Source organism: Paenibacillus sp. J22R56 (genome assembly GCF_056269375.1).
Genome location: NZ_JBWDNV010000007.1, coordinates 116,085 through 140,955, shown reverse-complemented (window position 1 = coordinate 140,955; position 24,871 = coordinate 116,085). Strand labels below are relative to the sequence as shown.

Genomic DNA, 24,871 nt, shown 5'->3' with positions numbered 1-24,871 from the left:
ACATTTTGATAGGTAGACACGCAGCTCTTCAAAGGCCTCAGTTGTGTTACGGACGAAAGAGTAATAGCCGTTTTTGACCATGTCTGCAATGACGAGCGCATCTTTTTTGTCACTCATAGAAGGGGATTATCTGGTTTTCCTTATTCTTTTTTACGAGATGAAGATTAACGAGAACAACTTCAAATTGACGCTCAGAGAGAGATCTCGAGACGTTAAGCCAGTAATGACTGGTAGGTTCCATACCCACGATTGCGCGCTAAGGCTATGAGTTACTTGCAATGAGTGGATCCAACGAAGAAGATTTTGAAAGCCATCTTCATTGTTTGAGAAAGAAAGCTTCTAAATGGGCTGTTCTCCGGAACACAAAAAGCTGCAGGGGTTCGTTCATAATGAATAAGGGGATGGCTGCAGCCATCCCCTTATTCATTATTTCGGTTTATTCCCTGCGTTCGGATCTGCGACAAAATCACTCTTATAATCCGTATATTTCAGCTCCGTAACCATGCCGGCAGAAGCATGATGCAAGTCATGGTAATGGAACATCCAGTTACCGGGATTATAGGCAACAAAAGCAACCTCATATTCCTCGCCCGGCTTCAAATTTAATGAGTCCTTTATAATAGGGGACCCCTCGTTCTATGGGGACCGAAAAGGCTGCACAGCTCATCGCACAAGCGAAATGTAGTGTCGGAGAACGGGCTGCAGTAGAAGAAGCTAAAGCAGACTTAAAACGGTTCATTGAAGAATATGAACGTGTGGTCAGCATGCTTAAACAGATTGAAAAAGACATCGAGGCTCTTCTTTCTGAGATTCCTATGGCGCAGCAGCTTCGCACCATAAAAAGACTGGGCAAGATCTTCACCACGGCCATTTTAGCTGGTACAGGGGATCTAGGGTAGTATGCGCATGGACGTCTCTTTCTGACGGAACGGATCCGAAGCCTTTTGTTTAAAGTCTTCCGCAACTCCGTGCTTTTTGCCTGCGAATACTTAGGCTGGTGAGGGTCATTTGGTTTTATGTTGTAGGTGAGAGAACCTTGAGGGAAATAGACGACTCTAATTTGGCATAAACAGCGAAAAACGATGCTGTTTTTCTTGCAAATTATCGAGTTCTAAATATGAAAATGATTATTGATCAATAAACAGTTAGAATATGTCATTGTATCAAATAGCCAGAAGCCTTACATTTGAGATAACAACTGAAACCGCTATCACTAAAAAAGGTGCCAACACTAAGCAGTTGTCAAAATTTTCTTTGTTTTCCCTCCACCCAAAATTGAGCGGTGGTTTGCGTAATGACCAGCAGCCAGCAGTTATGACCTTCAGGAATATTATAAATAAAATTACTGCTATGTGCCGCATCATACTCGACATTTTTCATGAGCATTCTGAAGCATTCTTTCAAAGAGAATAGCTGAACCCGGAAGACTTGAAAGGGGAGACATTCAATGAAGTTGAATTGCGACGACTATACTCTGAGCTTTAAGGAAGGCGGCATGGAGGTACGCAATAACAACCGACTTCTCTATTCCAATAAGCGGCCGATGTTCGTGACCGTGAAGACTGCCTTCGCGGTCAGCGAATTTTACGACCAGGCATACTCCGACATAAGAGCTTCCGAAAACAAAATCATTGCCGAAGGAACATTAACCGTGCCTTCGGGTTCGGCCTTTTCCTTTACGGACGTATTTGAAGTCTCAGGCGCAGGATTCAAGATTAGCCGGAATGTCAAGGTGTTGAAGGCGGGAGACGACCTAGGGTTCTCCACCAAATTCTCTTTGACGATGGCGGAATCCGATGACGTTCATGACTACAATTGTTTTGCGCCCGGCGTCTGGTACAAGCAGAACGAATTCGCCCCTGTCTCCGCCATGGGCAAAGATTTGGATAACGAATATTTCTGGCGGATGGAGACCAGTTACGCCCTGCCGTTGTTCGCGATGCAAAACATCTCGTCGGGGGAGACGGCGGCGCTATCGCGCTGGGAAGCCGACGCAACTCTGCCGTCTATGGACATGGTGAGATCGGAAAATATCGCGGACCCGAAATGCACCGTCGGAGCCATCGGCATGAGCAAGCCGGAAAGCAAGACGCTGAATTACATGTATTACGGCTTTGCTGTTCGCAAGGAGCACGATACTAAGATCGAAGGCCTGTCCATCGATTACGTGTATCCGGGCTCCGACGGACAGATGCCCGGTCAACGTTCGTACGGGGGACTCGACTACAACCGGAGATCGAAGACGTTCCAACGCGTGAATCATCCCGTGGAAGTCGGCTTCGAACAGCATTACGCCGTCGCCATCCATCTTGGGAAATACGAGGACTTTCAGCAGATGATGAGAGACGTATGGCGGACGACGTATGCCAGGCTGCGCGACAAGCTATTTGTGGTGGACAACGAACGCCATTTCCACAACGGTATGAACATTCTTAACCGATTCACGAGGAAGTACGGCGATTCGTACGGATTGCCGTTTGCCTGCCAACTGCCCGGCATGGATATCTCCAGCGTCTCCTTCCAGTTCGGCTTCGTCGGGCAGCAGCCAGGCATCGGCTATCAGCTTCTTCGTTACGGCGACAAGATGAACGTGCCTGAAGCGTTTGAGAAAGGCGTGAAAGTGATCGATTTCTGGGTGAGGACGGCCATGACTGAATCCGGACTGCCGCAGATGTGTTACAATCCCAATATCAACGGATTCGAGCCGTATCCCCACTATATTCGGATGCTGGCCGACGGGATCGAGGCGATCTTGGACGCCTATGTATATATGCGAAGGAAGGGCGACGAGCGGTCAGACTGGCTGGGATTTTGCAGAAGGACGGCCGATTGGCTGGTAAGTGTTCAGAACGAAGACGGCAGCTTCTATCGTGCGTACAACGCCGACAGCTCCATCCGCATGGATTCGAAGTCCAATACACCCAGCGTGATTCGGTTCCTGGTCCAATTCTATCTCGTGACCGGCGATGAAAGATATAAGACCACTGCCACCAAAGCAGGCGAGTGGTCTTACGATAACAATTACCGGAACCTGGAGTACCGGGGCGGCACCTGCGACAATCTGGACATCCAGGACAAAGAGGCGGGCATCTATGCCCTATTCGGATTCCTGGCCTTGTACGATTTGACCGGCAAGCAGAAATGGCTCGAAGGCGCGATCGGAGCGGCCAACTACACCGAGACATGGACCTACGCCTGGACGTTCCCCGTGCGCACCCTCTGGCCGAAACATCCGTTCAACAAGTTCCGGATCAGCGGTCAGAGCATCATCACGATCGGCGGCGGCGCAGATGTCTACATGGCGGCTTGCTCGTACACCTATTACCGGCTGTATGTCATTACGGGCGATGAGCATTACCTCGACTTCGCCGAATTCATTCATAAGAATACTCGGCAGTCTACCGATGCGGACGGCAGCATAGGCTACGTCATGCCCGGCCTCGGGCACGAGAGTGGCAACTTTACGAGCCAAACGCTGCAAAGTCATTACCACTGGCTACCCTGGTGCACCTATGTGGAAGTCGATCCTTCTTCGAGGCTGTACGACACCTTCGGCGTCTACGAGATCGCAGATGCGCAGAAGCTCCATCCGGAGGAGAGGGCCAAGAGAAACCGTATCTATGATTCATTTGGAAGGGAAGTGCAAGGGATATGAGAAAACAAGGATTTAACCCATATCTTCCGTCGTGGGAATACATACCAGACGGGGAACCTTATTTATTTAACGGCAGAGTTTACGTGTATGGATCGCACGACCGATTTAACGGACATGCATATTGCCTCAACGATTATGTGTGCTGGTCGGCACCGGTGAAGGATATGGGCGATTGGCGCTATGAAGGCGTGATTTACAAGAAAACAGACGATCCGCTCAATCCGGACGCCAGCATGTGTCTCTATGCGCCGGACGTCACGGTTGGACCCGATGGACGATATTACCTTTATTATGTCCTCGATAAGGTCTCCATAGTTTCGGTAGCGGTCTGCGACGAGCCGGCCGGTAAGTTTGAGTTCTATGGCTACGTCAGGTACGCCGACGGCACTCGTCTGGGGGAGAGAGAAGGTGACGAACCTCAATTTGACCCGGGCGTGCTCACGGAAGGCGAACGGACGTATTTGTACACCGGATTCTGCGCGGTCGGCGATAAATCAAGGCATGGCGCCATGGTGACAGTGCTCGATTCGGATATGCTCACGGTAATAGAAGAACCGGTAATTGTCGCGCCAAGCGAACCTTATTGCAAGGGGAGCGGATTCGAAGGACATGCCTTCTTTGAGGCGCCCTCCATTAGGAAGAGAGGCAACACGTATTATTTAATCTATTCATCCGTCGTCATGCACGAGTTGTGCTATGCGACCAGTCAATCTCCGACCCGTGATTTTGTCTATCAAGGCGTCATTATAAGCAATAACGATCTTCATATCGATTCTTACAAGCCGGCGGATAAACCGATGTTCTATGGCGGCAATAACCACGGCAGTATTATAGAAATGGATGAAAAGTGGTACATCTTCTATCACCGGCATACGAACGGTACGAATTTCAGCCGACAGGGATGCATCGAGCCGATCGAATTCAGAGAGGACGGCACGATTATTCAGGCGGAGATGACTTCTTCTGGACCAAATGGAGAACCGCTTGAAGGAAAAGGTGAATATCCCGCATACATAGCCTGTAATCTATTCTGTCGAGACGAGGCGTTGTATACGGGAGCTCCCGGAGAATGGCTGGACAGCCGGTTCCCGAAGATAACCCAAGACGGTAAAGACGAGGATGAGGAGTTAGGATATATCGCCAACATGAGGGACTCCTCTACGGCGGGCTTCAAGTATTTCCGCTGTGAGGGAATCCGCAAAGTCAAAATCAAAGTGCGTGGCTATTGCCGCGGCGACTTCGAAATCAAAACATCTTGGGATGGCCCCGTTCTAGCAAGAATTCCGGTCGATTTTACGAATGTTTGGAAGGAGTATTCAACGGATATCGTCATTCCGGATGGCATTCAAGCGTTGTACTTCACGTATAAGGGCATGGGTGGCGCTAGCTTGGCTTCATTCACGTTGGAATAATACCCGGACGGCAACAACCAAAAGGACACTTTCGGTCTCTTACAATGACTGTCAAAAGATAATCCCTGTATTCACTGAACTGTAACCCGAAAGGTAGACACTTAAAAAAGTGCCTGTCTTTCGGGTTTTGTGTTTTAATGAAAAATACTACAGTGAATGAGGTAACTACATCATGTCAAAACGTCCTTTCACGTCAACGCTAATGAGGTTGCTCGAGTCAAATCTCAATGTTGTTCATGTAACTGAAAAAGCAATAACTTACAAACCTGAGTTCAAAGTACAAGCTGTTAAGTCATACAACGAGGGTTATCAACCCATGCAGATATTTCTCGAAGCTGGATTTAACGTCGCCATTATCGGAGCAGTAACGCCTAAGAAAGGCTTGAAACGTTGGAGAGCAAAGTACGACAAGTTTGGGGAGGAGGGATTACTTATGGATCGAAGAGGCAAAGGCAGTACGGAAGAACTTCGTCTAAGGAGCTAAGCACAGAAGAAAAACTAAAACGTGCTGAGGCAAAAAGTAAGCTCTTAGAAGCAGAGAATGAATTTCTAAAAAAGCTCGAAGCTCTAGAAAGGCAGGCGAAGCGCAAACGTTAGCTCCTTCAGAAGCTTTTGAGCTCATTGAGACTACTATTCGTAAGTATCAGCTAAAGGGTTTAATCGCCTATTTATGCGCGTCTTAGCCGCAGTGGATATTATGCTTGGTTTAAAGCGGAACTAGTAAGGCAGAAACGTAAGAATGCCGATGAGGCTGACTATCAACTAATCCAACACACTTTTCGTAGGGCCTATCCCTTGTTGTGATTGCTGCAATTCACCGTAATATATCGAGGATATTGGAGTTAGTCATACCGACTATAAAAATCACGTTATCCCATTTGGATAACGTGATTTTTATGTCCAATGATTTTGCTTCCAAGTTGACGAGGTACACATTTACTCCCCGAACGCATTTGAACAATACACATGTTACGACTTCTGATATCTGCGGCGGAAGGCGCCGGGTGTGAGCCGTTCTAGCTTCTTGAAGATTGCTCCATAATAGCTGGCAGATTCGAAGCCGACTTGATGAGCAATATCCTGCATCCCGTGCTGAACATTGTCCAGCAGTAGTTCCTTGCTCTTATTGATCCTTACTTGATTGACATAGCTGATGGGACGAATGCCTGTCGTCTTCTTGAACAAATGGCAGAAGTATTCCGGAGTGACGCACATTAGATCGGCGAGCGTCTGTAAAGTAATCTCTTCGGCATAGTGCTGGTCAATATAGTCCAGGACCGGCTTTAACCGCTGATATTGCTGTCCGACGGTATCGCTGCCCTCGACAGAGACGCGCTGAATAATCTCCGTCAATAAGGTATAGAGGATGGCGGAGCAGGCGTAATTGTTTAATGTTTGCTCCTGCGGCGTAAGGGCAGCTTGCAGCAGCTCCCGCATTCGGGATAGAAGGTATTCGGGCGATGCGATCGCGAATACAGATGTGTCTACAATGCCGACTGTTTCAAACAAGCTCGCTGACCCGCTGCCATCGAAGATGATCCAGTCGACTTCCCAGCTTCTCGATAAAGCATAGTATTCGTGCTTCTGGCCGGGGAATAGCAGCATGCCCATGCCTTGTTTGACGATATGCTCCGTTTCACTTAGCTTGAGCTTGCCCTCGCCACTGCGGCATTGAATCCACTGATAATCCTGAATGCCTGGGTCTCGGCGTATATGCTCCTGTTCATGATGCAGACCAATGCCAAGCAAATAAAAAGGGAGCAGCTTGTCGCGAACGGATAGTACAGGGAAAGCGCGATTGGGATGAGGCATGGGGAACTCTCCTGTTATCTTAATATTATTATATCGTATTAATTATTTAAGATATTCACTCCAATTAATATATCATATAATCGCAATATATTGATGAGTAAAGGAGAATGCAGGATGACAATTAAGATCGGAATTGATTATTATCCAGAGCAATGGACTCCCGAGCTATGGGAGAAGGATGCAGCGCTTATGCAAGAGACGGGTGTTGCTGTTGTACGAATGGCAGAGTTTGCCTGGAGCCGAATGGAACCGACCGAGGGTGATTACCGGTTTGAATGGTTGGATGCAGCTATAGAAGTATTCGCCGCGCGCGGCATGGAGATTGTGTTATGTACACCTACCAATACCCCGCCTAACTGGATGACAACCCGTTATCCGGATGTGCTGCCAATGAATGAGCAACGTCAAATAATCCGGCCCGGTGTACGTGGACATCGTTGCAACAACAGCTATTCCTTGAGAATGCTGGGCTCCAAATTTGTGGAAGCAATGTCTCAACGCTATGCGAAGCATCCCGCCGTCATTGGCTGGCAAATCGATAACGAGATGCACTACCAGGAATGCCATTGCGATACGTGCAATCGTGCATTTGTCGCTTGGCTGCAGAAGCGTTATTCCAGTCTGGAAGAGCTGAACCGCGAGTGGGGCACGGTCGTCTGGAGCGGGGAGTACAGCAGCTGGGCCGAGTTAACGACGCCGCTTGGTACCAGCAAACCGATGAATCCTTCCTATCTTTTGGAGTACAAGCGGTTCTGCTCGGACAGCGTAGGCTATCTACTGGGATGGCAGCTTGAAATTCTACGCAGCAACTGTCCAGGCCAATTCGTGACGCATAACATGTGGCAATACCCGAATAGCTTGGACTATTATGATCTACACAAAGAGCTGGACTTTGTATCTGTCGATTATTATCCGAATGAGCTGTATCGCGATTATGGCGATCGGTTTCCAAGGAACGGAGCGCTGTCGCTGGACTTGGTTCGCGGCATCAAGCGCCGCAATTTCTGGGTAATGGAGCAGCTTAGTGGAGCACAGGGCGCCTGGATGCCGATTCAGCGAACCCCTTATCCGGGACTGATCCGAGCTCGTTCCTGGCAGACAATCGCCCGCGGCGCCGATATGGTCGTCCATTTCCGCTGGCGGAGTGCTGTCGTCGGAGCCGAACAGTTCTGGCATGGGCTTATCGACCATAGTAATGTTCCAGGACGCAGGTTTAGGGAGTTCGCGGAGCTTACTCGCGAGGTGAACCAGCTAGGAGAACTGCTAGCCGGCTCGACAATCGTTACCCAGGTTGCGATTCTGCATTCGCATGATCAGCACACGGCGCTTTCCCTTCAGGCGCAAGCAGAGGGGGGAATGCATTATATGGACAACTTGTCCTCTATGCACAATGCATTTCTGAAAATGGGCGTCGGTACGGACGTTATCAACTGGACCGAGGAGCTCGATGGCTACAAGCTGGTCATTGTCCCTTCCCTCTTTCTGTTAAGTGAAGAAGTAGCGAAGCGGCTGGAGCGATTCGCAGCCAGGGGCGGCACGGTCGTCCTCACCAATCGGACAGGCGTGAAAAACATGAGGAATGTATGCGAGATGCTGCCTCTGCCGGGGCTGTTGGCGGAAGCGGCTGGTGTTGTCGTTAGTGAATATGATGCAATCGGCAACAGCGAGCATCGGATTCGGAACGCGGAGGGACAGACATTCGCTGCCAAGCAATGGTGCGATCTGCTGGAACTGCGAGGAGCAGAACCGATTGCCTGGTATGACAACGACTTTTATGAAGGTGTGCCGGCGGTTACTGTCAATAAGCTTGGTGAAGGTGAAGTGTATTATGTCGGCACTTGGCCGGAGCCATCTTATTTCTATCAGCTGTTCGAAGGCATATTGAAGGAAAAGAATTTGGCATCCAAGCTCCAGCTGACGGAAGGTGTCGAGCTGTCGATTCGAACGAAGGGTGAGGAAAGCTTCCTGTTCCTGATCAATTTGACGAATGAGCAACGAGAGGTAACGCTTGATGTTCCCTATCGCAGTCTGTTGACGAGCGAGAGATTGGAGCAGAAGATGACGCTGCCAGCTCTGGGAGTAGATATTCTAACTTTATAAGATCTGCGGCTTGCATCTTTGCGAAGGGCTGTCTCACAAGGTTGAAAACCTTGAGGGCAGCCCTTTATCGCTGTTCAACAGAAGAATTAACCAAGTCGCACATCGAATCTGAGTAAGGCAGTCGGATGGATTATCATTGGTTTTCTGACCGGTAATGTTTAGGGGAAGTTCCTTTTATCTTTTTAAACATTTTGGAGAAGAGCAAAGGGTCATTGTAGCCGACGGAACGTGAAATATCCCCTATCGATAGCTCAACATTTCCCATCATCTCGCATGCTTTATGAATCCTCATACGAATTAAGTATTCCTGAATGCTAGTATTCATTTGCTGTTTGAATAACGAACAAAGATAGCTTCGATTTAGTCCGACTATGCGAGAAATGTCCTCAATGGTCATTTTCTGAGCAAAGTTGGTTTCGACGAGTTCCTTGACCTTATCAACGTAAATTTCCGCGCGACTTTCCTTTTGCTCTGTTGGCATTACCGGACCATATTCAGCAAGTAGCGATAACAACAAATAAAGCAATCCTGTCAGTCTAATTTCTCTCGCTTTATGATTGCCTTTGGACTCGGCCATTAACTTCAAATATGTATAGATTTTATCGTCTTCATTATAGTTGAGGATTGGGCATTCCCTTGTTAATCCTGCTTGCTTAAGGACCAATTCCGCTATTGTCCCTTCAAAACCAAACCAGCAATATGACCAAGGGTTCATGGAGTCGGCTTGATAATAAGTAACGACATCAGGATAGATTAGGAAGCCCTGACTCTTCTGAAGCCGGTATCTGTTTCCGTCGACTTCGAAGATCCCTTCTCCGTCCAAAATATAATGGAGCAGAAAGTGACTTCTGATTGCCGGCCCAAAAAAATGACTCGGTATACATTCCTCGATGCCAAATTGAGTTAAATGCAATTCAGTGTGCTGCTTGCTTCGTGGCAAATACTCAATCATGGAATAACCCCTTAATATAAATTATCAAGCATTATACCATACTTAGTGAGTACCATGCTATATACGAATTATTAAGTATTGGTATATTATTTCTGTATAGTTGACGGGTATCTATTAATCTATACCAAGCTTAAAACCATATTTATTTTGAGGACATTAACTTGAATGGATAGGGCAATAGGAGGAGTTTTAATGGGCATCATTGTTCAAGAAAATACGGGGCTATTTCACCTGCAGTCGGCTGGCATGAGTTATCTTATTCAAATTGTGGACGGCTATCCTGTTCATGTACATTGGGGAGACAAACTGAAGCACCGGAAATCCATGGCGGATTTATTCATTCACACTCCCGAGAAGGCCGGATTGGATCGCTTGCTTCAAGAATACCCTCAATACGGGAGCGGGGATTTTCGCAACCCGGCTTATCAAGTAGAGCTTGAGGATGGAACTCGAATTACAGAGTTAAAGTACGCAGGCTACAAGCTCATTAAGGGTAAGCCTTTATTAGCTGGACTTCCGGCCGTTTATGTAGAGAATGAAACCGAAGCAGAGACATTGGAGCTGGAGCTGAAGGATGCCTATTCGGGTGTAAAAGTTGTCCTTATCTATACGATATTCGCTGATCGGAATGTCATCGTCCGTTCTGCACGTTTGAGCAATGAGGGGGGCAAGAAGCTTCGGCTACTCCGTGCTCTAAGCGCAAGTGTGGACTTCGGTGAAAAAGGAGACTTGGAGATCATCCATCTTTCCGGAGCTTGGGCTCGGGAAGGCAATATTACCCGCAGAGCGCTTCATCAAGGTGAGACCCGAATCGATAGTAAGAGAGGCATGAGCAGCCATCAATTAAACCCCTTTTCCGCGTTAGTCACTCCGGAAACGACAGAGAACAATGGTGAAGCTTACGGCTTCAGCCTGGTATACAGCGGTGGATTTGAAGCGGTAGCGGAAGTGGATTCATTCGGCTCTACGCGAATGAGTATGGGGATAAATTCCTTTGATTTTACATGGCTGCTAAATCCATATGAGAGTTTCCAAACACCGGAAGTCGTTATGGTTTATTCCAAGCATGGATTGGGAGATATGTCGCGTACTTATCATCGTTTATACCGGACAAGGCTATGCCGAGGGAAATACCGGGATGAAGAACGTCCAGTTCTAGTCAACAACTGGGAGGCTACTTATTTTAATTTTAATGCAGATAAGTTGATAGCAATAGCAGATGAGGGAGCAAAGCTAGGCATAGAGCTGTTCGTTTTGGATGACGGCTGGTTCGGGAAACGGGATTCCGACAATTCGTCTCTTGGAGATTGGTACGAGGATCGCCGGAAGCTGCCGGACGGACTTGCGGATGTGGCGGAACGTATTAATCGGCTTGGGCTTAAATTCGGACTTTGGTTTGAACCCGAGATGATCTCGCCTGACAGCGATCTTTATAGGGAACATCCGGATTGGTGTCTTCATGTTCCTGGACGTAGGCGCAGCGAAGCAAGATGGCAGCTCGTGCTGGATTATACTCGAAAGGAAGTTCGAGATTACATTTACAACTCCCTTTCAGCGATCTTTTCCAGCGTGCCGGTCTCTTATGTGAAATGGGACATGAACCGCGCTCTAACTGAAATAGGTTCCGCTTCACTGCCCTCTGAACGTCAATCGGAGACGGCCCATCGCTATGTTCTAGGTTTGTACGAGCTGTTGGAACGCATCACCACGGCATATCCAGATATTCTGTTTGAGAGCTGCTCAAGCGGAGGAGGCCGCTTCGATCCCGGTATGCTCTACTACATGCCTCAAACTTGGACTAGTGATAATACCGACGCAGTGGAACGGTTAAAGATACAATACGGTATCAGCCTTGTTTACCCTGTAAGCGCAATTGGAGCGCATGTATCAGCCGTTCCGAACCATCAAGTCGGACGGATAACACCACTTGATTTTCGAGGGAACGTCGCTATGTCCGGAAACTTCGGATATGAGCTTGATCTAACTAAATTCAGCGATGAAGAAAAAGAGATGGTCAAGAACCAAGTCATATCCTACAAGCAGATTCGCGGATTAGTTCAGAAGGGCGACTTGTATCGCTTGAAGAGTCCGTTTGAAGGGAACGAATCGGCTTGGATGTTTGTATCCGAAGACAAAGAGGAAGCCATTGTGTACTATTTCAAAGTGATGGCCGTGCCAAACGCACCGCGAAAAACCTTGCGGCTTGATGGACTTAACCCGGAACTTGAGTACGATGTTTGGTCAGGTGACCGTGGAGAAAAGTCTAGCTATGGGGGAGACAGGCTCATGCAGTTGGGACTACATCTTGCTTATCATCAGAAAGACTATCAAAGCGGATGGTTCAGACTTAAAGCAGTGAAGGCAGAGTAAAGCTGGGCTCCATTAAGAGAACTATGAAATTGACTGATGCCCCTTTTTTATGAAAGGGGCATTTTGCGCGCAACGGATAAATGAAGCGGCTTAGGAGGGGACAACATGTTTTTTATCCGAATAATGAATGACATGAAAATGAAGAAAAAGCTGGCAATTACGTTCATTTCGGTAGCCGTTCTTCCACTATTGTTATGCGGCATTTTCCTTACAGGGAAACTTCGGGAGATCGTCATTAAGGATACCTTTATTCAAGTATCTTCCAATGTTGATCGCGTCCAGAAGCGTATGGAAGAGCTGATTAAAGTACCGCTCGACATATCATATCGTCTAACCAATGATAACCGGATGAAAAAGGTGGCCAGTCAACAGTATGATAGCTACGTCGAAGTCATTAAGACATATCGAGAATATACAGATATTCGTGACTATCTTCAGCTATACAAAGAAATATCCGGTATCCGTGTCTATGTCACAAATCCAAGAGCGCTTAACAACTGGGAATTTATTCAACCGGATGAGACGATAGCCAATCAATTTTGGTACCAGGAGGCCATTGCGGAGAAAGGACTTGCCGGATGGAATTTAATCACCGATGAACGCAAAAGTGTCGAGTATCTCAGTCTGATTCGTGCGTTTTCATTGGACACTCTGGAGCCAAAAGGGGTTCTAGTCATTAATGTAGACAAGCAGCAGTTAAGTTCAATCCTGGATCAAGAGTCTTTCCCAACCCTGATCGTTGACAACCGGAATCGGATCGTCGCGTCTAATGAAGCTGGTATGTTCGGGAAGAATCTTTCAGAAATCCATGCCGACGAGACTATACTTTCCAGTCAGGAAGGAAGTTACAACACGTTGGTTAACGGTAAAGCGTCCAAAGTGGTAATCGCAAATCTTAATCCGGAAAACAGTTGGAGTGGACTTCGTATCATTTCTATTTTTTCTATCTCTGAAATCACCCGTGATGCCAATCAAGTGATTCGCCTAGGTGTAGTCGTAATTACGGCCAGCCTAGTCTTTGCAGTCATGCTTATTTATGCTTCTGCTTCGCTATTGTCCAGAAGGCTTTTACGTTTGAGCAAGCATATTTCGAAAGTGGGATCGGGTTCTTTGGAGACATTTATCTATATTGACGGAAAAGATGAAGTTGGGCTGCTATCCAAACAATTTAATGCGCTTGTCAGAAACGTCAAGCATTTGATTCAAGAGGTCAAAGAAACAGTCGATCAGAAAAACCTTATTGAGCAAAGACAAAACGAGATCAGGTTCAAGATGCTTGCGAGCCAGATTAATCCGCATTTTCTGTTCAATTCTCTGGAGTCGATCCGGATGGAGGCCCATATTCGCAAGCAGGATGACATTGCCGAGGCCGTATGGATGCTGAGCAAGCTGCTGCGCAGCAGTCTCGAGGCTGATAACCGCAAGATCTCGCTGCGAGAAGAACTTGAGCGGGTGCGTTGTTATCTTGATATTCAGAAGTTCCGGTATGAGGACCGTTTGAATTACCGCTTGACCATTGATCCGGAACTGGAGGAAATGCCGGTACCGCCGTTGATTATTCAGCCTTTGATAGAAAATGCCATTGTACACGGTTTGGATTACGATGCAGAAGGAGCTGTCATTGACTTGGAAGCGAAGAGAATTCCAGGGGGAGTACAAGTTAAGGTAATTGACAACGGAGCGGGCTTCACGGCTGAACGGCTGGTTAAAGTACGGGAGGAGCTGACTGCATCCGTGCATGAACAGGAGGGACAACGAATCGGACTACGTAATGTAAATGATCGGCTCGTCCTGCTGTACGGGCCATCCAGTGCCTTAAGTATTGAGAGCGAACCCGGGAACGGCGCTTGTATCACGTTTTTTATTCCCGGAGGTGAACTTCAGTGATAAAGGTCGTTATCGTAGACGATGAACCGAAGCTCAGGAATGGCCTTCAAACATTGATCCCATGGGAAAGCCTCGGCTTTACGGTTACGGCTACCGCAACCAATGGCAAAGAGGCATTGAGCGTTATCGAGGAGGTAACTCCCGATGTCGTCATTGTTGATATCCGCATGCCCATTATGGATGGGCTGCAAATGATTCAGCACCTGACAACCGCCGGCCGTCGTCTGCATTTTATTATTCTCAGCGGATATGCCGATTTCGAATATGCCAAACAAGCTATTAAATACGGTGTTGCCGGATATCTGGTTAAACCGGTGGACATCCGTGAAATGTCGACAAGTTTACAGCGGTTACGCGAACAGATTGAAAAAGAGCGCCATCAGGAGGAGCTAAGTCAGACAGGAGGGATGAACAGAGAAGCACACCTGCATAGCCTGCTGGTCCCTCAGGCAAAAATTGAAGACCCTGATAAATGGAGAAGCAAGGCTAAGGATGTGGATCTGTTGTGGAGCGCGTATGAAGTCGTCATTATCTCCCTGCGTATTTCCGATGCGGAGCGCTTCGATGCGTTAAATCAGCTTTCAGCAGGACTTAAACCAATCATTGAGGGGCGAAATAAGGGGATTGTAACCGCCTTTTCTCCCTACACGGTCCTTCTCCTCAATGAGCCGCTCCGCGGAAAACAACGGCGCGAGGAATTGTATAACGAGATTAGAAGCGCTTCGGGCGGTCTTCGGTTCATCGCTGCAACAGGAGGAGTGGTGTCCGTTCCCGAAGAAATATGCAGCTCTTATCTAAATGCTCAGAAAGCGGTGAAGCGAGCCTTTTTTAGTGAGAAGGACCAGCTTCTTGGACCGAATTCTCTTGCTCTTCTCTCTTCGACGGAATCATTGTGGATGATCGAAGATAACCCAGAACGATTGGAGGAGTTCATTTTCAAACTTTATTACAGTTTGGATATAGGCAACAAGGCTATGATCCTTCCACTGTTGAAAGAAGCCGCAGGTTATTTTCTGAGCCGGGGGCAAGAGGAGAGAACGGTCAAGGAATCATTCTTTTTTCTGTCTAATGCAGTAGTCCATAAGCTGACTGCCGGATCCCGTATGGAATGGAAAGAGACGGGGGCAGTATCCCGTTTTTTAAACGGGATTTTCCAGCAGGAGAATCTGGAGGATCTTGTGGAGGAAATGAACCGTTTCCTGCTTGCGTTTGCGGAAGACTCGGAATCTGGCGGAAAGGAGCAAGAATTTAAGATAATGATCGACTTTATTAATAGGCATTACGCAGATAATCTGAGGCTTGAAACATTAGCCGGACTGCTCAATTACAGTGCCGCTTATTTGGGGCAGTTGTTCAAGAACAAGACGGGGGAATATTTTAATACCTATCTGGACAAGGTTCGAATTCAAAAGGCTAAAGAGTTTCTAAGCCAGGGCATGAAGGTCTACGAAGTAGCAGAACGCATTGGCTATGCGAACGTTAACTACTTTCACAGCAAATTCAAAAAATATGAAGGCCGATCACCATCGGATTATAAGAATCTATAATTTGTGGATGATTTTCTCCGAAATCCGTTGTATGTGCCTTCTCCTCCCTCTGATTTAATATGGAATATAGGAGAGGGGAGAAGCGATGAAAACACAAACGCTTAATGTAGAAAACGCATACAAAAAGTCGCCGAAAATTGCTTGGAAGGTATTTAAAAATCAGCAGTATCTATACTACATGTCTATTCCATTCGTTCTCTGGGTCTTTGTCTTTCAGTATCTGCCTCTATGGGGATGGACAATGGCCTTCCAGAAATATCGGCCCGGAGTCGGTTTTTTTGAACAAAAATGGGTAGGGCTGGAGCATTTCCGTACCTTGTTCGGGGACGAGCATTTCTACCAAGTGCTAAGGAACACGCTGGCTATGAGCTTGATGGGCATGATTGCTGGATTTATTGTACCGGTCGTTTTTGCCCTGCTGCTCAATGAGGTCCGTGTTCAGTTTATGAAGCGATTCGTTCAAACCGTCTCTTATCTGCCGCATTTTGTTTCATGGGTAGTGGCTGCAGGCATTGTCACGAAAATGCTTTCAACAGACGGTGGTATCGTGAACGATCTGCTTATGGGCTTGCACATTATCCAAGAGCCGATTCAGTTTATGGCAAAAGGAAATTTATTCTGGGGAATTGTAACTAGTGCAGATATTTGGAAGGAAACGGGATGGAGCGCCATTATTTATCTTGCTGCCATCGCAGGGATTGGTCCTGAGTTGTATGAGGCTGCACGAGTGGACGGCGCTAGCCGGATTCAGCAAATGTGGCATATTACACTGCCGGGTATCCGGCCGACAATAATCGTCCTACTAATAATGTCCATCGGTCACCTGCTCGGCACTGGATTCGAGAAACAATTTCTGCTCGGGAATCATCTGGTCATCGATTACTCTGAAGTGCTTGATTTGTATGCGCTTAATTATGGCCTGGGTATGGGACGCTATTCCTTCGGAACAGCGATTAATATCTTCAATTCCGTGATCAGCTTGATCCTGTTGTTTGTTGCTAACGGAATATTTAAGCGCTTTACAAACGAGAGCATTATGTAAGGAGGAAGGATGGCATGGGACTTAAGGCAAAATCTGCACAGGATTTACTTTTAGAGGTGTTTGTTTATGTTTTCATGGCTGGGGTAACCGTTCTAACGATCTACCCCTTCTTAAATGTGTTGGCTATTTCTTTTAACGATTCGGTGGATACCATCAGAGGGGGAATCACGATTTGGCCGCGGGAAATCACGCTGCGAAATTATGAATTGATATTCACCTTTGGAGGTTTGATCACAGGATTCAAGATCTCCGTTTTGCGGACTATTATTGGAACCATAGCAGGCTTAATCAGCGGTTCAATGCTGGCTTTTACGCTATCGCGAAGTGATTTTAAAGCAAGGAGATTCATTTCCGCCTTTCTTGCTATTACGATGTATGTTTCCGGGGGATTGATTCCGGGATTCATCCTGATTAAGGATCTGCATTTAATTAATACGTTTGCTGTCTACATTTTGCCGGGCCTTGTAAGTGCGTTTAATGTCTTTGTAATAAGGTCTTTCATTGACGGATTGCCATTTGCGCTCCAAGAATCAGCTAAGTTAGACGGCGCCAACGACTTTACAATCTATTGGCGGGTTATTCTTCCTCTCTGCAAACCGGCGTTAGCAACCGTAGCGCTCTTCCTAGCAGTAGGACAATGGAATTCTTGGTTCGATACTTATCTGTTTAATGGTTCTAACGAATCGTTAACAACCCTTCAATACGAGTTAATGAAAATCTTACAAAGTACGACTACCAGTGCAACCAATTCCCAGGATGCTGCCAATATGGCCCAGCGCCTGTCACAGGTTTCGCCGGAATCTGTGAAAATGGCCATTACAATCATTGTTACGGTGCCCATTCTTGTTGTGTATCCTTTTCTGCAAAGATATTTCGTTAAAGGTATGACATTAGGTGCCGTGAAGAGTTAATTTTACTACGGTGTATCCAGGCATTGCCTGTATTCATACAAACAAATCTATTTTTATTATTAAGGGGAGGTTACGTTTCATGGAGGTAAAAAAGAAAAGGACAGTCGTTTCTTCCATTCTAGCGCTGTCTTTAATGGCAACGCTTGTTGGGTGCAGTGGAAATGATAGTTCTTCCACGACTGAAGGAACAAAAGCAGAAGGAAATTCAACGTCTGAGATGAAACCCATCACGCTTACTTATTTTTCGGAAGACCCTAGCACGAACTGGAATAACATGCAGGATGAAGTAGGTAAAATTATTACAGAAAAAACCGGTGTAACTTTGGATGCTGAGTTTGCCGTTGGTGATCCGGTACAAAAAATTTCCCTGATTGCGGCAACGGGAGATTATCCTGATTTGATTGCAGCAAAAGCGGATGTTGGTAAACTTGTCGAGGCTGGAGCTATTCTCGATCTGACGGACTTGATCGACAAGTACGCACCAAACATCAAAAAGATGTTGGGAGATAAACTTGTTCGGACAAAGTTCAGCCTGGACGATCAAGCCATCTATGCTATACCGACTTGGTCTTCGGTCGATGAGAAGAAAATTAAAGCCGATGGAGGATTTGAACTCCAACATCGCGTTGTCAAGGAAGCGGGTTACCCTGAAATTCGTACGGTAAAAGATTTTGAGAAAGCCATTCAGGATTATATAGCCAAGCACCCGACAGATGAAAATGGCAACAAAAATATCGGTTTCTCCCTGAATGCTGATGATTGGCATATGTACCAGGTAACCAACTCGGGTTTCCAAACGACCGGGGGACCAGATGACGGTGAATACTTCATCGATCAGAAAACTAACCAAGCGACTTATCATTTCCGCCGTCCGGAAGAAAAAGAATACTTCCGTTGGCTGAATCACATGAACGACATTGGCTTGCTCGATCCGGAAAGCTTCGTGCAGAAGACGGATCAGTTTAAGGCGAAAGTAGCTTCGGGCCGAATTCTTGGCCTAGCCGATCCGGAATGGGATTATGGCGACGGACAAAACGCTCTTAAGACTGCGGGCAAATTCGATCAAACCTATGGTCATTATCCGGTTACATTGAGTAAGGAGTACAAGGATACCAATTTCTGGCCTGCTGGCTTTGACGGAGGATATGGGATTTCAATCTCCAGCAAGACTAAGGATCCTGTACGGGCTATAAAGTTTCTCGATTATCTAGCTTCAGAAGAGGGACAAATTCTGAATAACTGGGGAATTGAAGGAGAGCATTATTCCTTAGAAAACGGAAAACGGACAATTGCGCCGGAATTACAAGAACAGATGAACAAAGACAGCGCTGCGTTCCAAAAGAAATCTGGTGTTGGACTTTACTGGAATTTGATGGTACATTACGGCGATGACATCAAGGATTCAACTGGAAATTATTTCACTCGCAATTACCCAGAGATGCTGACAGCGAATTATAGCGAACCAGAAAAAGAAGCTCTGAAAGCCTATAATATTGACCATTGGAAAGACCTGTTCCCTAAAGAAGAAGAATTCCAACCGAGAGCATACGGAGCGGCATACACGATGTCCCTTCCTAATGACGACCCAGCTATTATCCTGGGGACTAAGATGAAGGATATTACGTGGAAGCGTATTCCTGAAGCAGTCATGTCCAAGCCTGAAGACTTTGACAAGATTTGGGATGCCTATATGGCGGAGCTCGAGAAGGCAGGCGTTAAAGAAATGGAAGACTCTTATACGAAGCATATCCAAAACCGGATCAAGCTGTGGTCTTCCAAGTAATTTATTTTGTTTGAAAAGGTTAAGGGCCGTTCTCCATCCCTGCGGAGGGGGAACGGCTCTTTTTTATGCACTGTTTGATTTGATACCGAACCTATACCTAACGAGGAAGTGACCTATGGATAATCCGAATATCGCTGCTATGGCACCTTGCAATCCGAATGCTATCAACGAAGTAAAAGCAGTACTACAGTACTTAAGCGGAATTGCTGGCAAAGCTATTGTTACCGGTCAACATACACAAACCAATGTGCAAAAGGAACTCCTGTACATCGAAAAGGTTACGGGGAAGCTTCCTGCGCTTTGTGGCTTTGAACTGTTAAGTTATTCGCCGAATATTAATTATGAAAACAGCAGTGCAGAGTGCCTGCTTGAGATTGATGAGAACCGAAACACGCTTGACCGGGCTTGGGAATGGGCAGAACGAAAAGGCTTGATCACCTTCACCTGGCATTGGTTCTCTCCTTTTGGAAGCTGGGATAAGGGATTCTATTCGAATAATACAACATTTGACGCCTCCAAGGCTGTAATAGAAGGAACGGAGGAGTATAAGGCGTTGATTTCCGATATGGATCATATGGCCGATATCTTGAAACCATTTTGCGAGAAGAGGATTCCGATTCTGTGGAGACCCTTCCATGAAGCCGAGGGGGAATGGTTCTGGTGGGGTCACAAAGGGCCGGAGGTTGCTAAGCAGTTATACCGCATTATGTATGACCGATATACACGCGTTCATGCTCTGAATAATCTGATCTGGGTCTGGAACTCACCTTTGGCGGAAGGATATGTAGGTGATGATGTGACTGATGTGATATCAAGAGACCTGTACCCTCCAAAGCATACGCATACGGATTTGCAGCCCGAATATGAAGAACTCGTGCGCATAACCTCAGAACCGAAGTTAGTTGCATTAGGAGAGATTGGGGTGCTGCCGGGCATAAATCAACTCTCATTAACTAGAATCCCGTGGGTTTGGTACATGACCTGGTCAAATGATTTCGGATCGACTGCAGAGTGGACTTCCGAGGAGGAACTACTCCAGGCGTATCATCATGAATATGCGATTACACTCGAGAAATTACCCGTATTGTATTAATCCAGCTTAAGTACTAAACAGGCCGTCTCCGATTTACCGGAGACGGCCGAATTTCATATTATGCAAGTTACATTATTTCTTTGCGCTGTGTGGTACAGTCACGTTTACGGTTGCTTTTGTCCGGTTACCGGCATAATCGGACGCTTCATAGGTCATCGTGTAGACTCTTCCCGATCCCTTGCCCGAACGCTCGGCCCTGAGCTGGATAGAAGTATCAGCTGTCCCTATATTCGTGTTCTGGATATCGCCTGGCTTATCTCCATCTCCTAAGCCATTATCCGGTTCATTGCTTGTTACAGAGACTAGCTTTATTCCGGCCACTCCGGATCCGGTATCCGCAGCGTTTAATTTCAATTCGATAGGGACCAATGCGTGATTGGGTATTGCAAGCACGGTAGTGCTGGCTGAAACGGTCAAAGATGGAGCGTTCTTGTCTATGTTAGAGACAGTTGCTGTTGCCGTGCCGGGGATCGAATACAGTGTTGCATTTAATGCCTGCATGAATGCGCTTTCTTAAATTGCAATTATAAATCTCATGTCCCTCCCTTCTCTTGATGTTCATCATAAATCAGTGGAGAGGCGAGGCAAATACAACGAATTTCGGAGAAAATCATTCGTAAATTATAGATTCAAGGATCCATTGATGATATACACTAGCTACTTATATTATTTTTGAGCCCTCTGGAGAATGTCGTCAAAACGTTAGTGTTGCGTCGTTAATGTGTTAGTTGTCCTTTGGTATCGGCTATAAAATGGGGCTATAACCGAAATTAAGGGGGAGTAAACATGGCATTACTATTTCCAGATCGCTTCTTATGGGGGGCTTCAACAGCAGCGCATCAGGTAGAAGGTAATAATTCAAACTCGGATTTTTGGCTGATGGAAAATTTGGAGGGCTCTTTATTCAAGGAGCCATCAGGCAGCGCGGTAGACCACTATAACCGTTATAGAGAAGATATTGCAACAATGGCCCGTTTGGGGTTGAATTCCTATCGCTTCTCCATCGAATGGGCTCGGATCGAGCAGGAAGAGGGACGATTCGAACCGGCGGAAGTCGAACATTACCGGGATGTGCTGCTTGCATGCAAAGAATCGAATATCACTCCAATCGTTACTCTCCACCATTTCAGCTCGCCTCAATGGTTAATCCGTGAAGGAGGCTGGGAATCGGATCAAACGCCTGCCCGATTTGCACGTTATTGCGCGCATGTCATGCGTGAGCTAGGCGAATTACTCCCATATGTATGTACCATTAATGAAGCGAACATTTCTATCGGAATCAAAAAAATTATGAAGCGCATGCAAGCCCAAGCGAAAACCCCTGGAGCGCAGGTCGGCCTGAATACGGGAGACAGCATGTCTCAAATGCAAAAGTACTTTATGGAACTAAGCAAAGCATTTGGAGTGCCTCCAACGGAGGTTCATTCTTTCCTAGCTCCTCGCACCGAGAATGGCCTAACAACAATATTTCAAGCGCATAGGGAAGCAAAAGCCGCGATTCGTCAGAATAGTCCGCTAACAAAGGTCGGAGTAACCCTGTCGCTTTACGACATACAAAGTGTGCAGGGCGGAGAAGAGCAAGCGGCACATGCCTGGCAGGAAGAGTTTCTTCAATTTCTCCCTTATCTGCAGGATGATGACTTTTTCGGGTTACAAAACTATACGCGTGCCGTTTATGGACCGGAAGGAATTCTTCCTGTTCCGGAAGGCGCCGAGATCACGCAGATGGGGAACGAATACTATCCGGAGGCACTGGGAGCTGTTGTCCGATATGTCAGCAAGCATCTAAATATTCCAATCATCATCACAGAGAATGGGATAGCGACGGATGACGATTCGCGCCGTGTTACTTTTATGGATCAAGCGTTGAATGGCGTACATGCTTGTATTGCGGACGGTATTCAGGTGAATGGTTATATGCATTGGTCACTGATGGATAATTTTGAGTGGCAGCTAGGGTTTTCCAAACGATTTGGACTTATTGAAGTTGACCGAACCACTCAGGAACGGACGATAAAACCTAGCGGTATTCACCTGGGGAACATTGCAAAGAGGAATGCGATCCAATAGGTTCATGAGGATGGATATAGAGGCAGAAGGGGCTGAACGGGCGCATGCCCGCTCAGCCTTATTTTATCAATGAAAGTCGATAAAACGTCAGGATGAGGTCGTCAGATTGTTAGTTTGATTACACCGCTTCCATTAAGATCAAGGTAAGAACTATATCAGTCTACTACAGAAAGGAATGGATGTTGATGGACAAAGTCCTATCGGCGAATGCACCGCAGGCGGGTATTCCTTACACGAAAAAAAAGAATCGATACCGCAAATATGCACCTCTAATGTTGATGATGGTGCCGGGACTTCTTTATCTGCTGTTCAATAACTATCTGCCGATGCTTGGGATTGCAATTGCCTTCAAAAAAATTAACTTCGCTAAAGGCTTACTTGAAAGTGATTGGGTTGCTTTAGAAAATTTTAAGTACCTTTTTAAAACATCAGACGCTTTTATCATCACTCGTAATACGATCCTTTATAATCTTTTGTTTATTGTTGTAGGAACTTTCTTATCCTTTGCCTGCGCCATATTGCTGAATGAAATCAAAAACAAAGCCGTATTGAAGTTTTACCAAAGTATCATCACGCTGCCGCACCTGATTTCAATGGTTATCGTCAGTTACCTGGTTTATGCCCTTTTGAGTGCAGATACAGGATTTATGAATCATTCGGTTCTTCCTTGGTTTGGTATTAAGGATGGTATTTCGTGGTATACCGAAGAAAAGTACTGGCCATGGATACTAACCTTGGTTCATTTTTGGAAAAGTGTTGGTTACTCCAGCATCGTGTTCTTTGCAGCGCTGCTTGGTATTGACGAGGAGTATTATGAGGCTGCGAGACTTGACGGTGCAAGCCGGCTCCAGCAGATCCGCCACATTACTTTGCCAATTCTGACACCGGTCATTATTATGCTGACGCTGCTTAGTATCGGACGTATCTTCTATTCGGATTTTGGCTTATTCTATCAAGTGCCTATGAACTCTGGAGCCTTATTTAACACAACAGCTACAATTGATACTTATGTATTTAAAGGGCTGATGGGCAGCGGCGATATTGGTATGTCTGCTGCGGCGGGTGTCTATCAATCAATCGTTGGATTCTTGCTAGTCATGCTTGCTAACTATATTGTGCGACTGTACAGCAAAGACAGCGCATTGTTCTAGCCTATGCATACGAAGCAAGAATTGCTTCACAATCCTTTAAGCTTATGCTTACGAAGCAGAATTGCTTCGCAATTCTTTAAGCTTATGCTTACGAAGCAGAATTGCTTCGCAATTCTTTTAGCTTATGCTTACGAAGCAGAATTGCTTCGCAATTCTTTTAGGAGGCAGACAACCATGAAAAATGAAAGCAAAGGCTTAACCTTATTCAGCCATATCATGATGTTCTTATTTGCAGTCTTTTGTATAATTCCGTTCATTCTGCTAATTTCTGCTTCGCTGACGGATCAGAATGATATCATCGCACACGGTTACTCTTTTATCCCCCAAACATTCAGTACCGCAGCATACGAGTATTTGTATGAAAGAGGGGCAGAAATCACCCGTGCTTACGGAGTTACGGTCTTCGTGACAGTAGTTGGAACGGTACTTGGGTTAGCTATCACCACATTGTTGGCTTATCCGCTGTCCAGAAGTGTCACCCCTCATCGTAATAAGATTATGTTTGTTGTCTTCTTCACGATGTTGTTTCAAGGCGGTTTGGTACCATCCTATCTGGTATACACCCAAATTTTTGATATTAAAAATACGATTTGGGCTTTGATCATCCCCGGGCTCCTGATGAATGGTTTTTATGTCATGCTGATGCGAACTTTCTTCCAATCGACTATTCCGGGTGCATTGATTGAATCTGCACAAATTGATGGGGCCGGAGAATACAGAACCTTATGGTCCATCGTGCTTCCGTTGTCTACCCCTATATTGGCGACAATCGGTTTGTTTGAATGTATTATGTATTGGAATGATTGGCAGCTCGGGATGATTTATATTACCAATCCTAAACTTTTTAGTATTCAGAACCTGCTTAACCGGATCATGCAGGATATCGATTTCATTAATACTAATTTGACCAGTAATGCAAGTGATGTGATGCAGCAAATGCCTACCGATTCGGTGAAAATGGCCATTGCAGTAATAGGAGTGCTGCCTATCCTTGTGGCTTATCCGTTCTTCCAGAAATACTTTATCAAAGGCATCATGATTGGTGCTGTTAAAGGATAAGGGAAATCTCCTAACGTGCTATAATGA

18 protein-coding genes and 2 pseudogenes are annotated in these 24,871 nt (G+C 46.2%); 15 read left to right on the top strand and 5 right to left on the bottom strand.

All coding sequences use genetic code 11. The annotated features are described in order from the left end of the window. Positions 1 to 6: 6 nt before the first annotated feature. Positions 7 to 336: pseudogene (locus AC0YNT_RS17720) on the bottom strand (IS110 family transposase); the annotation flags it as partial. A gap of 90 nt (positions 337 to 426) precedes the next feature. Continuing rightward, positions 427 to 633, bottom strand: a pseudogene (locus AC0YNT_RS17715) (multicopper oxidase domain-containing protein); the annotation flags it as partial. A 5-nt stretch (positions 634 to 638) separates the two neighbouring features. On the opposite strand from AC0YNT_RS17715, the gene AC0YNT_RS17710 reads away from it, so the two are divergent. The 4 genes from AC0YNT_RS17710 (at position 639) to AC0YNT_RS17695 (ending at position 5,551) form a co-directional block, all read left to right on the top strand. Then, positions 639 to 899 carry a hypothetical protein gene (locus AC0YNT_RS17710; protein WP_475805840.1) on the top strand — a complete coding sequence of 87 codons (261 nt, stop codon included), beginning with the start codon at positions 639 to 641 and terminating at the stop codon, positions 897 to 899. A gap of 548 nt (positions 900 to 1,447) precedes the next feature. Then, on the top strand, positions 1,448 to 3,655 hold the full coding sequence (locus AC0YNT_RS17705; RefSeq protein WP_475805839.1) for a hypothetical protein: 2,208 nt from the start codon (positions 1,448 to 1,450) through the stop codon (positions 3,653 to 3,655). After that, on the top strand, positions 3,652 to 5,067 hold the full coding sequence (locus tag AC0YNT_RS17700) for a family 43 glycosylhydrolase (RefSeq protein WP_475805838.1): 1,416 nt from the start codon (positions 3,652 to 3,654) through the stop codon (positions 5,065 to 5,067). The genes AC0YNT_RS17705 and AC0YNT_RS17700 overlap by 4 nt, the downstream gene beginning before the upstream one ends. A 316-nt stretch (positions 5,068 to 5,383) precedes the next feature. Then, positions 5,384 to 5,551 carry a hypothetical protein gene (locus AC0YNT_RS17695; protein WP_475805837.1) on the top strand — a complete coding sequence of 56 codons (168 nt, stop codon included), beginning with the start codon at positions 5,384 to 5,386 and terminating at the stop codon, positions 5,549 to 5,551. Positions 5,552 to 6,036: 485 nt separating this feature from the next. Here AC0YNT_RS17695 and AC0YNT_RS17690 read toward each other — a convergent pair whose 3' ends face one another. Next, positions 6,037 to 6,879, bottom strand: a complete 843-nt coding sequence (locus tag AC0YNT_RS17690) for an AraC family transcriptional regulator (RefSeq protein ID WP_475805836.1) — start codon at positions 6,877 to 6,879, stop codon at positions 6,037 to 6,039. 114 nt (positions 6,880 to 6,993) lie between these two features. Between AC0YNT_RS17690 and AC0YNT_RS17685 the strand changes: the two genes are divergently transcribed. Then, positions 6,994 to 8,979, top strand: a complete 1,986-nt coding sequence (locus AC0YNT_RS17685) for a beta-galactosidase (protein WP_475805835.1) — start codon at positions 6,994 to 6,996, stop codon at positions 8,977 to 8,979. A 133-nt stretch (positions 8,980 to 9,112) separates the two neighbouring features. On the opposite strand, the gene AC0YNT_RS17680 is transcribed toward AC0YNT_RS17685, so the two are convergent. Further along, complete coding sequence (locus tag AC0YNT_RS17680; RefSeq protein ID WP_475805834.1) at positions 9,113 to 9,931, bottom strand: AraC family transcriptional regulator; 819 nt, start codon at positions 9,929 to 9,931, stop codon at positions 9,113 to 9,115. A 192-nt stretch (positions 9,932 to 10,123) separates the two neighbouring features. Here AC0YNT_RS17680 and AC0YNT_RS17675 point away from each other — a divergent pair, with 192 nt between their 5' ends. The 7 genes from AC0YNT_RS17675 to AC0YNT_RS17645 all read left to right on the top strand — a co-directional run bounded on the left by AC0YNT_RS17675 (position 10,124) and on the right by AC0YNT_RS17645 (position 20,564). Beyond that, positions 10,124 to 12,301, top strand: coding sequence for an alpha-galactosidase (locus tag AC0YNT_RS17675; protein ID WP_475805833.1), 2,178 nt, complete (start codon positions 10,124 to 10,126; stop codon positions 12,299 to 12,301). 105 nt (positions 12,302 to 12,406) lie between these two features. Further along, positions 12,407 to 14,188: a cache domain-containing sensor histidine kinase gene (locus AC0YNT_RS17670; RefSeq protein WP_475805832.1), complete on the top strand. Its 1,782-nt coding sequence runs from the start codon at positions 12,407 to 12,409 to the stop codon at positions 14,186 to 14,188. Continuing rightward, on the top strand, positions 14,185 to 15,735 hold the full coding sequence (locus tag AC0YNT_RS17665) for a response regulator (RefSeq protein WP_475805831.1): 1,551 nt from the start codon (positions 14,185 to 14,187) through the stop codon (positions 15,733 to 15,735). Before AC0YNT_RS17670 ends, AC0YNT_RS17665 begins: the two co-directional genes overlap by 4 nt. Positions 15,736 to 15,820: 85 nt before the next feature. After that, positions 15,821 to 16,777, top strand: a complete 957-nt coding sequence (locus AC0YNT_RS17660) for an ABC transporter permease (RefSeq protein ID WP_475805830.1) — start codon at positions 15,821 to 15,823, stop codon at positions 16,775 to 16,777. A 14-nt stretch (positions 16,778 to 16,791) separates the two neighbouring features. Then, positions 16,792 to 17,688, top strand: coding sequence for a carbohydrate ABC transporter permease (locus tag AC0YNT_RS17655; protein ID WP_475805829.1), 897 nt, complete (start codon positions 16,792 to 16,794; stop codon positions 17,686 to 17,688). A 79-nt stretch (positions 17,689 to 17,767) separates the two neighbouring features. Further along, complete coding sequence (locus tag AC0YNT_RS17650) at positions 17,768 to 19,471, top strand: ABC transporter substrate-binding protein (protein ID WP_475805828.1); 1,704 nt, start codon at positions 17,768 to 17,770, stop codon at positions 19,469 to 19,471. A 115-nt stretch (positions 19,472 to 19,586) separates the two neighbouring features. Next, positions 19,587 to 20,564 carry a glycosyl hydrolase gene (locus AC0YNT_RS17645; protein ID WP_475805827.1) on the top strand — a complete coding sequence of 326 codons (978 nt, stop codon included), beginning with the start codon at positions 19,587 to 19,589 and terminating at the stop codon, positions 20,562 to 20,564. Between the two features lie 72 nt (positions 20,565 to 20,636). On the opposite strand, the gene AC0YNT_RS17640 is transcribed toward AC0YNT_RS17645, so the two are convergent. Beyond that, entirely contained in the window at positions 20,637 to 21,065 is a 429-nt protein-coding gene (locus AC0YNT_RS17640) for a hypothetical protein (RefSeq protein ID WP_475805826.1), read from the bottom strand. A gap of 285 nt (positions 21,066 to 21,350) precedes the next feature. Here AC0YNT_RS17640 and AC0YNT_RS17635 point away from each other — a divergent pair, with 285 nt between their 5' ends. The 3 genes from AC0YNT_RS17635 (at position 21,351) to AC0YNT_RS17625 (ending at position 24,844) form a co-directional block, all read left to right on the top strand. Further along, entirely contained in the window at positions 21,351 to 22,634 is a 1,284-nt protein-coding gene (locus AC0YNT_RS17635) for a glycoside hydrolase family 1 protein (protein ID WP_475805825.1), read from the top strand. A 185-nt stretch (positions 22,635 to 22,819) separates the two neighbouring features. Further along, positions 22,820 to 23,785 (top strand): ABC transporter permease, encoded by a 966-nt coding sequence (locus AC0YNT_RS17630; RefSeq protein ID WP_475805824.1) that lies wholly within the window; start codon positions 22,820 to 22,822, stop codon positions 23,783 to 23,785. A 174-nt stretch (positions 23,786 to 23,959) separates the two neighbouring features. After that, on the top strand, positions 23,960 to 24,844 hold the full coding sequence (locus AC0YNT_RS17625; RefSeq protein WP_475805823.1) for a carbohydrate ABC transporter permease: 885 nt from the start codon (positions 23,960 to 23,962) through the stop codon (positions 24,842 to 24,844). Positions 24,845 to 24,871: the final 27 nt, after the last annotated feature.

Excerpts from the sequence above, each read along its gene's own strand:
- AC0YNT_RS17695 (WP_475805837.1), top strand. The coding sequence starts at position 5,384 with ATGCAGATATTTCTCGAAGCTGGATTTAACGTCGCCATTATCGGAGCA.
- AC0YNT_RS17635 (WP_475805825.1), top strand. The coding sequence starts at position 21,351 with ATGGCATTACTATTTCCAGATCGCTTCTTATGGGGGGCTTCAACAGCA.
- AC0YNT_RS17690 (WP_475805836.1), bottom strand. The coding sequence starts at position 6,879 with ATGCCTCATCCCAATCGCGCTTTCCCTGTACTATCCGTTCGCGACAAG.
- AC0YNT_RS17680 (WP_475805834.1), bottom strand. The coding sequence starts at position 9,931 with ATGATTGAGTATTTGCCACGAAGCAAGCAGCACACTGAATTGCATTTA.
- AC0YNT_RS17640 (WP_475805826.1), bottom strand. The coding sequence starts at position 21,065 with ATGCAGGCATTAAATGCAACACTGTATTCGATCCCCGGCACGGCAACA.
- AC0YNT_RS17710 (WP_475805840.1), top strand. The coding sequence starts at position 639 with ATGGGGACCGAAAAGGCTGCACAGCTCATCGCACAAGCGAAATGTAGT.
- AC0YNT_RS17670 (WP_475805832.1), top strand. The coding sequence starts at position 12,407 with ATGTTTTTTATCCGAATAATGAATGACATGAAAATGAAGAAAAAGCTG.
- AC0YNT_RS17705 (WP_475805839.1), top strand. The coding sequence starts at position 1,448 with ATGAAGTTGAATTGCGACGACTATACTCTGAGCTTTAAGGAAGGCGGC.
- AC0YNT_RS17650 (WP_475805828.1), top strand. The coding sequence starts at position 17,768 with ATGGAGGTAAAAAAGAAAAGGACAGTCGTTTCTTCCATTCTAGCGCTG.
- AC0YNT_RS17660 (WP_475805830.1), top strand. The coding sequence starts at position 15,821 with ATGAAAACACAAACGCTTAATGTAGAAAACGCATACAAAAAGTCGCCG.
- AC0YNT_RS17675 (WP_475805833.1), top strand. The coding sequence starts at position 10,124 with ATGGGCATCATTGTTCAAGAAAATACGGGGCTATTTCACCTGCAGTCG.
- AC0YNT_RS17645 (WP_475805827.1), top strand. The coding sequence starts at position 19,587 with ATGGATAATCCGAATATCGCTGCTATGGCACCTTGCAATCCGAATGCT.
- AC0YNT_RS17700 (WP_475805838.1), top strand. The coding sequence starts at position 3,652 with ATGAGAAAACAAGGATTTAACCCATATCTTCCGTCGTGGGAATACATA.
- AC0YNT_RS17630 (WP_475805824.1), top strand. The coding sequence starts at position 22,820 with ATGGACAAAGTCCTATCGGCGAATGCACCGCAGGCGGGTATTCCTTAC.
- AC0YNT_RS17655 (WP_475805829.1), top strand. The coding sequence starts at position 16,792 with ATGGGACTTAAGGCAAAATCTGCACAGGATTTACTTTTAGAGGTGTTT.
- AC0YNT_RS17625 (WP_475805823.1), top strand. The coding sequence starts at position 23,960 with ATGAAAAATGAAAGCAAAGGCTTAACCTTATTCAGCCATATCATGATG.
- AC0YNT_RS17685 (WP_475805835.1), top strand. The coding sequence starts at position 6,994 with ATGACAATTAAGATCGGAATTGATTATTATCCAGAGCAATGGACTCCC.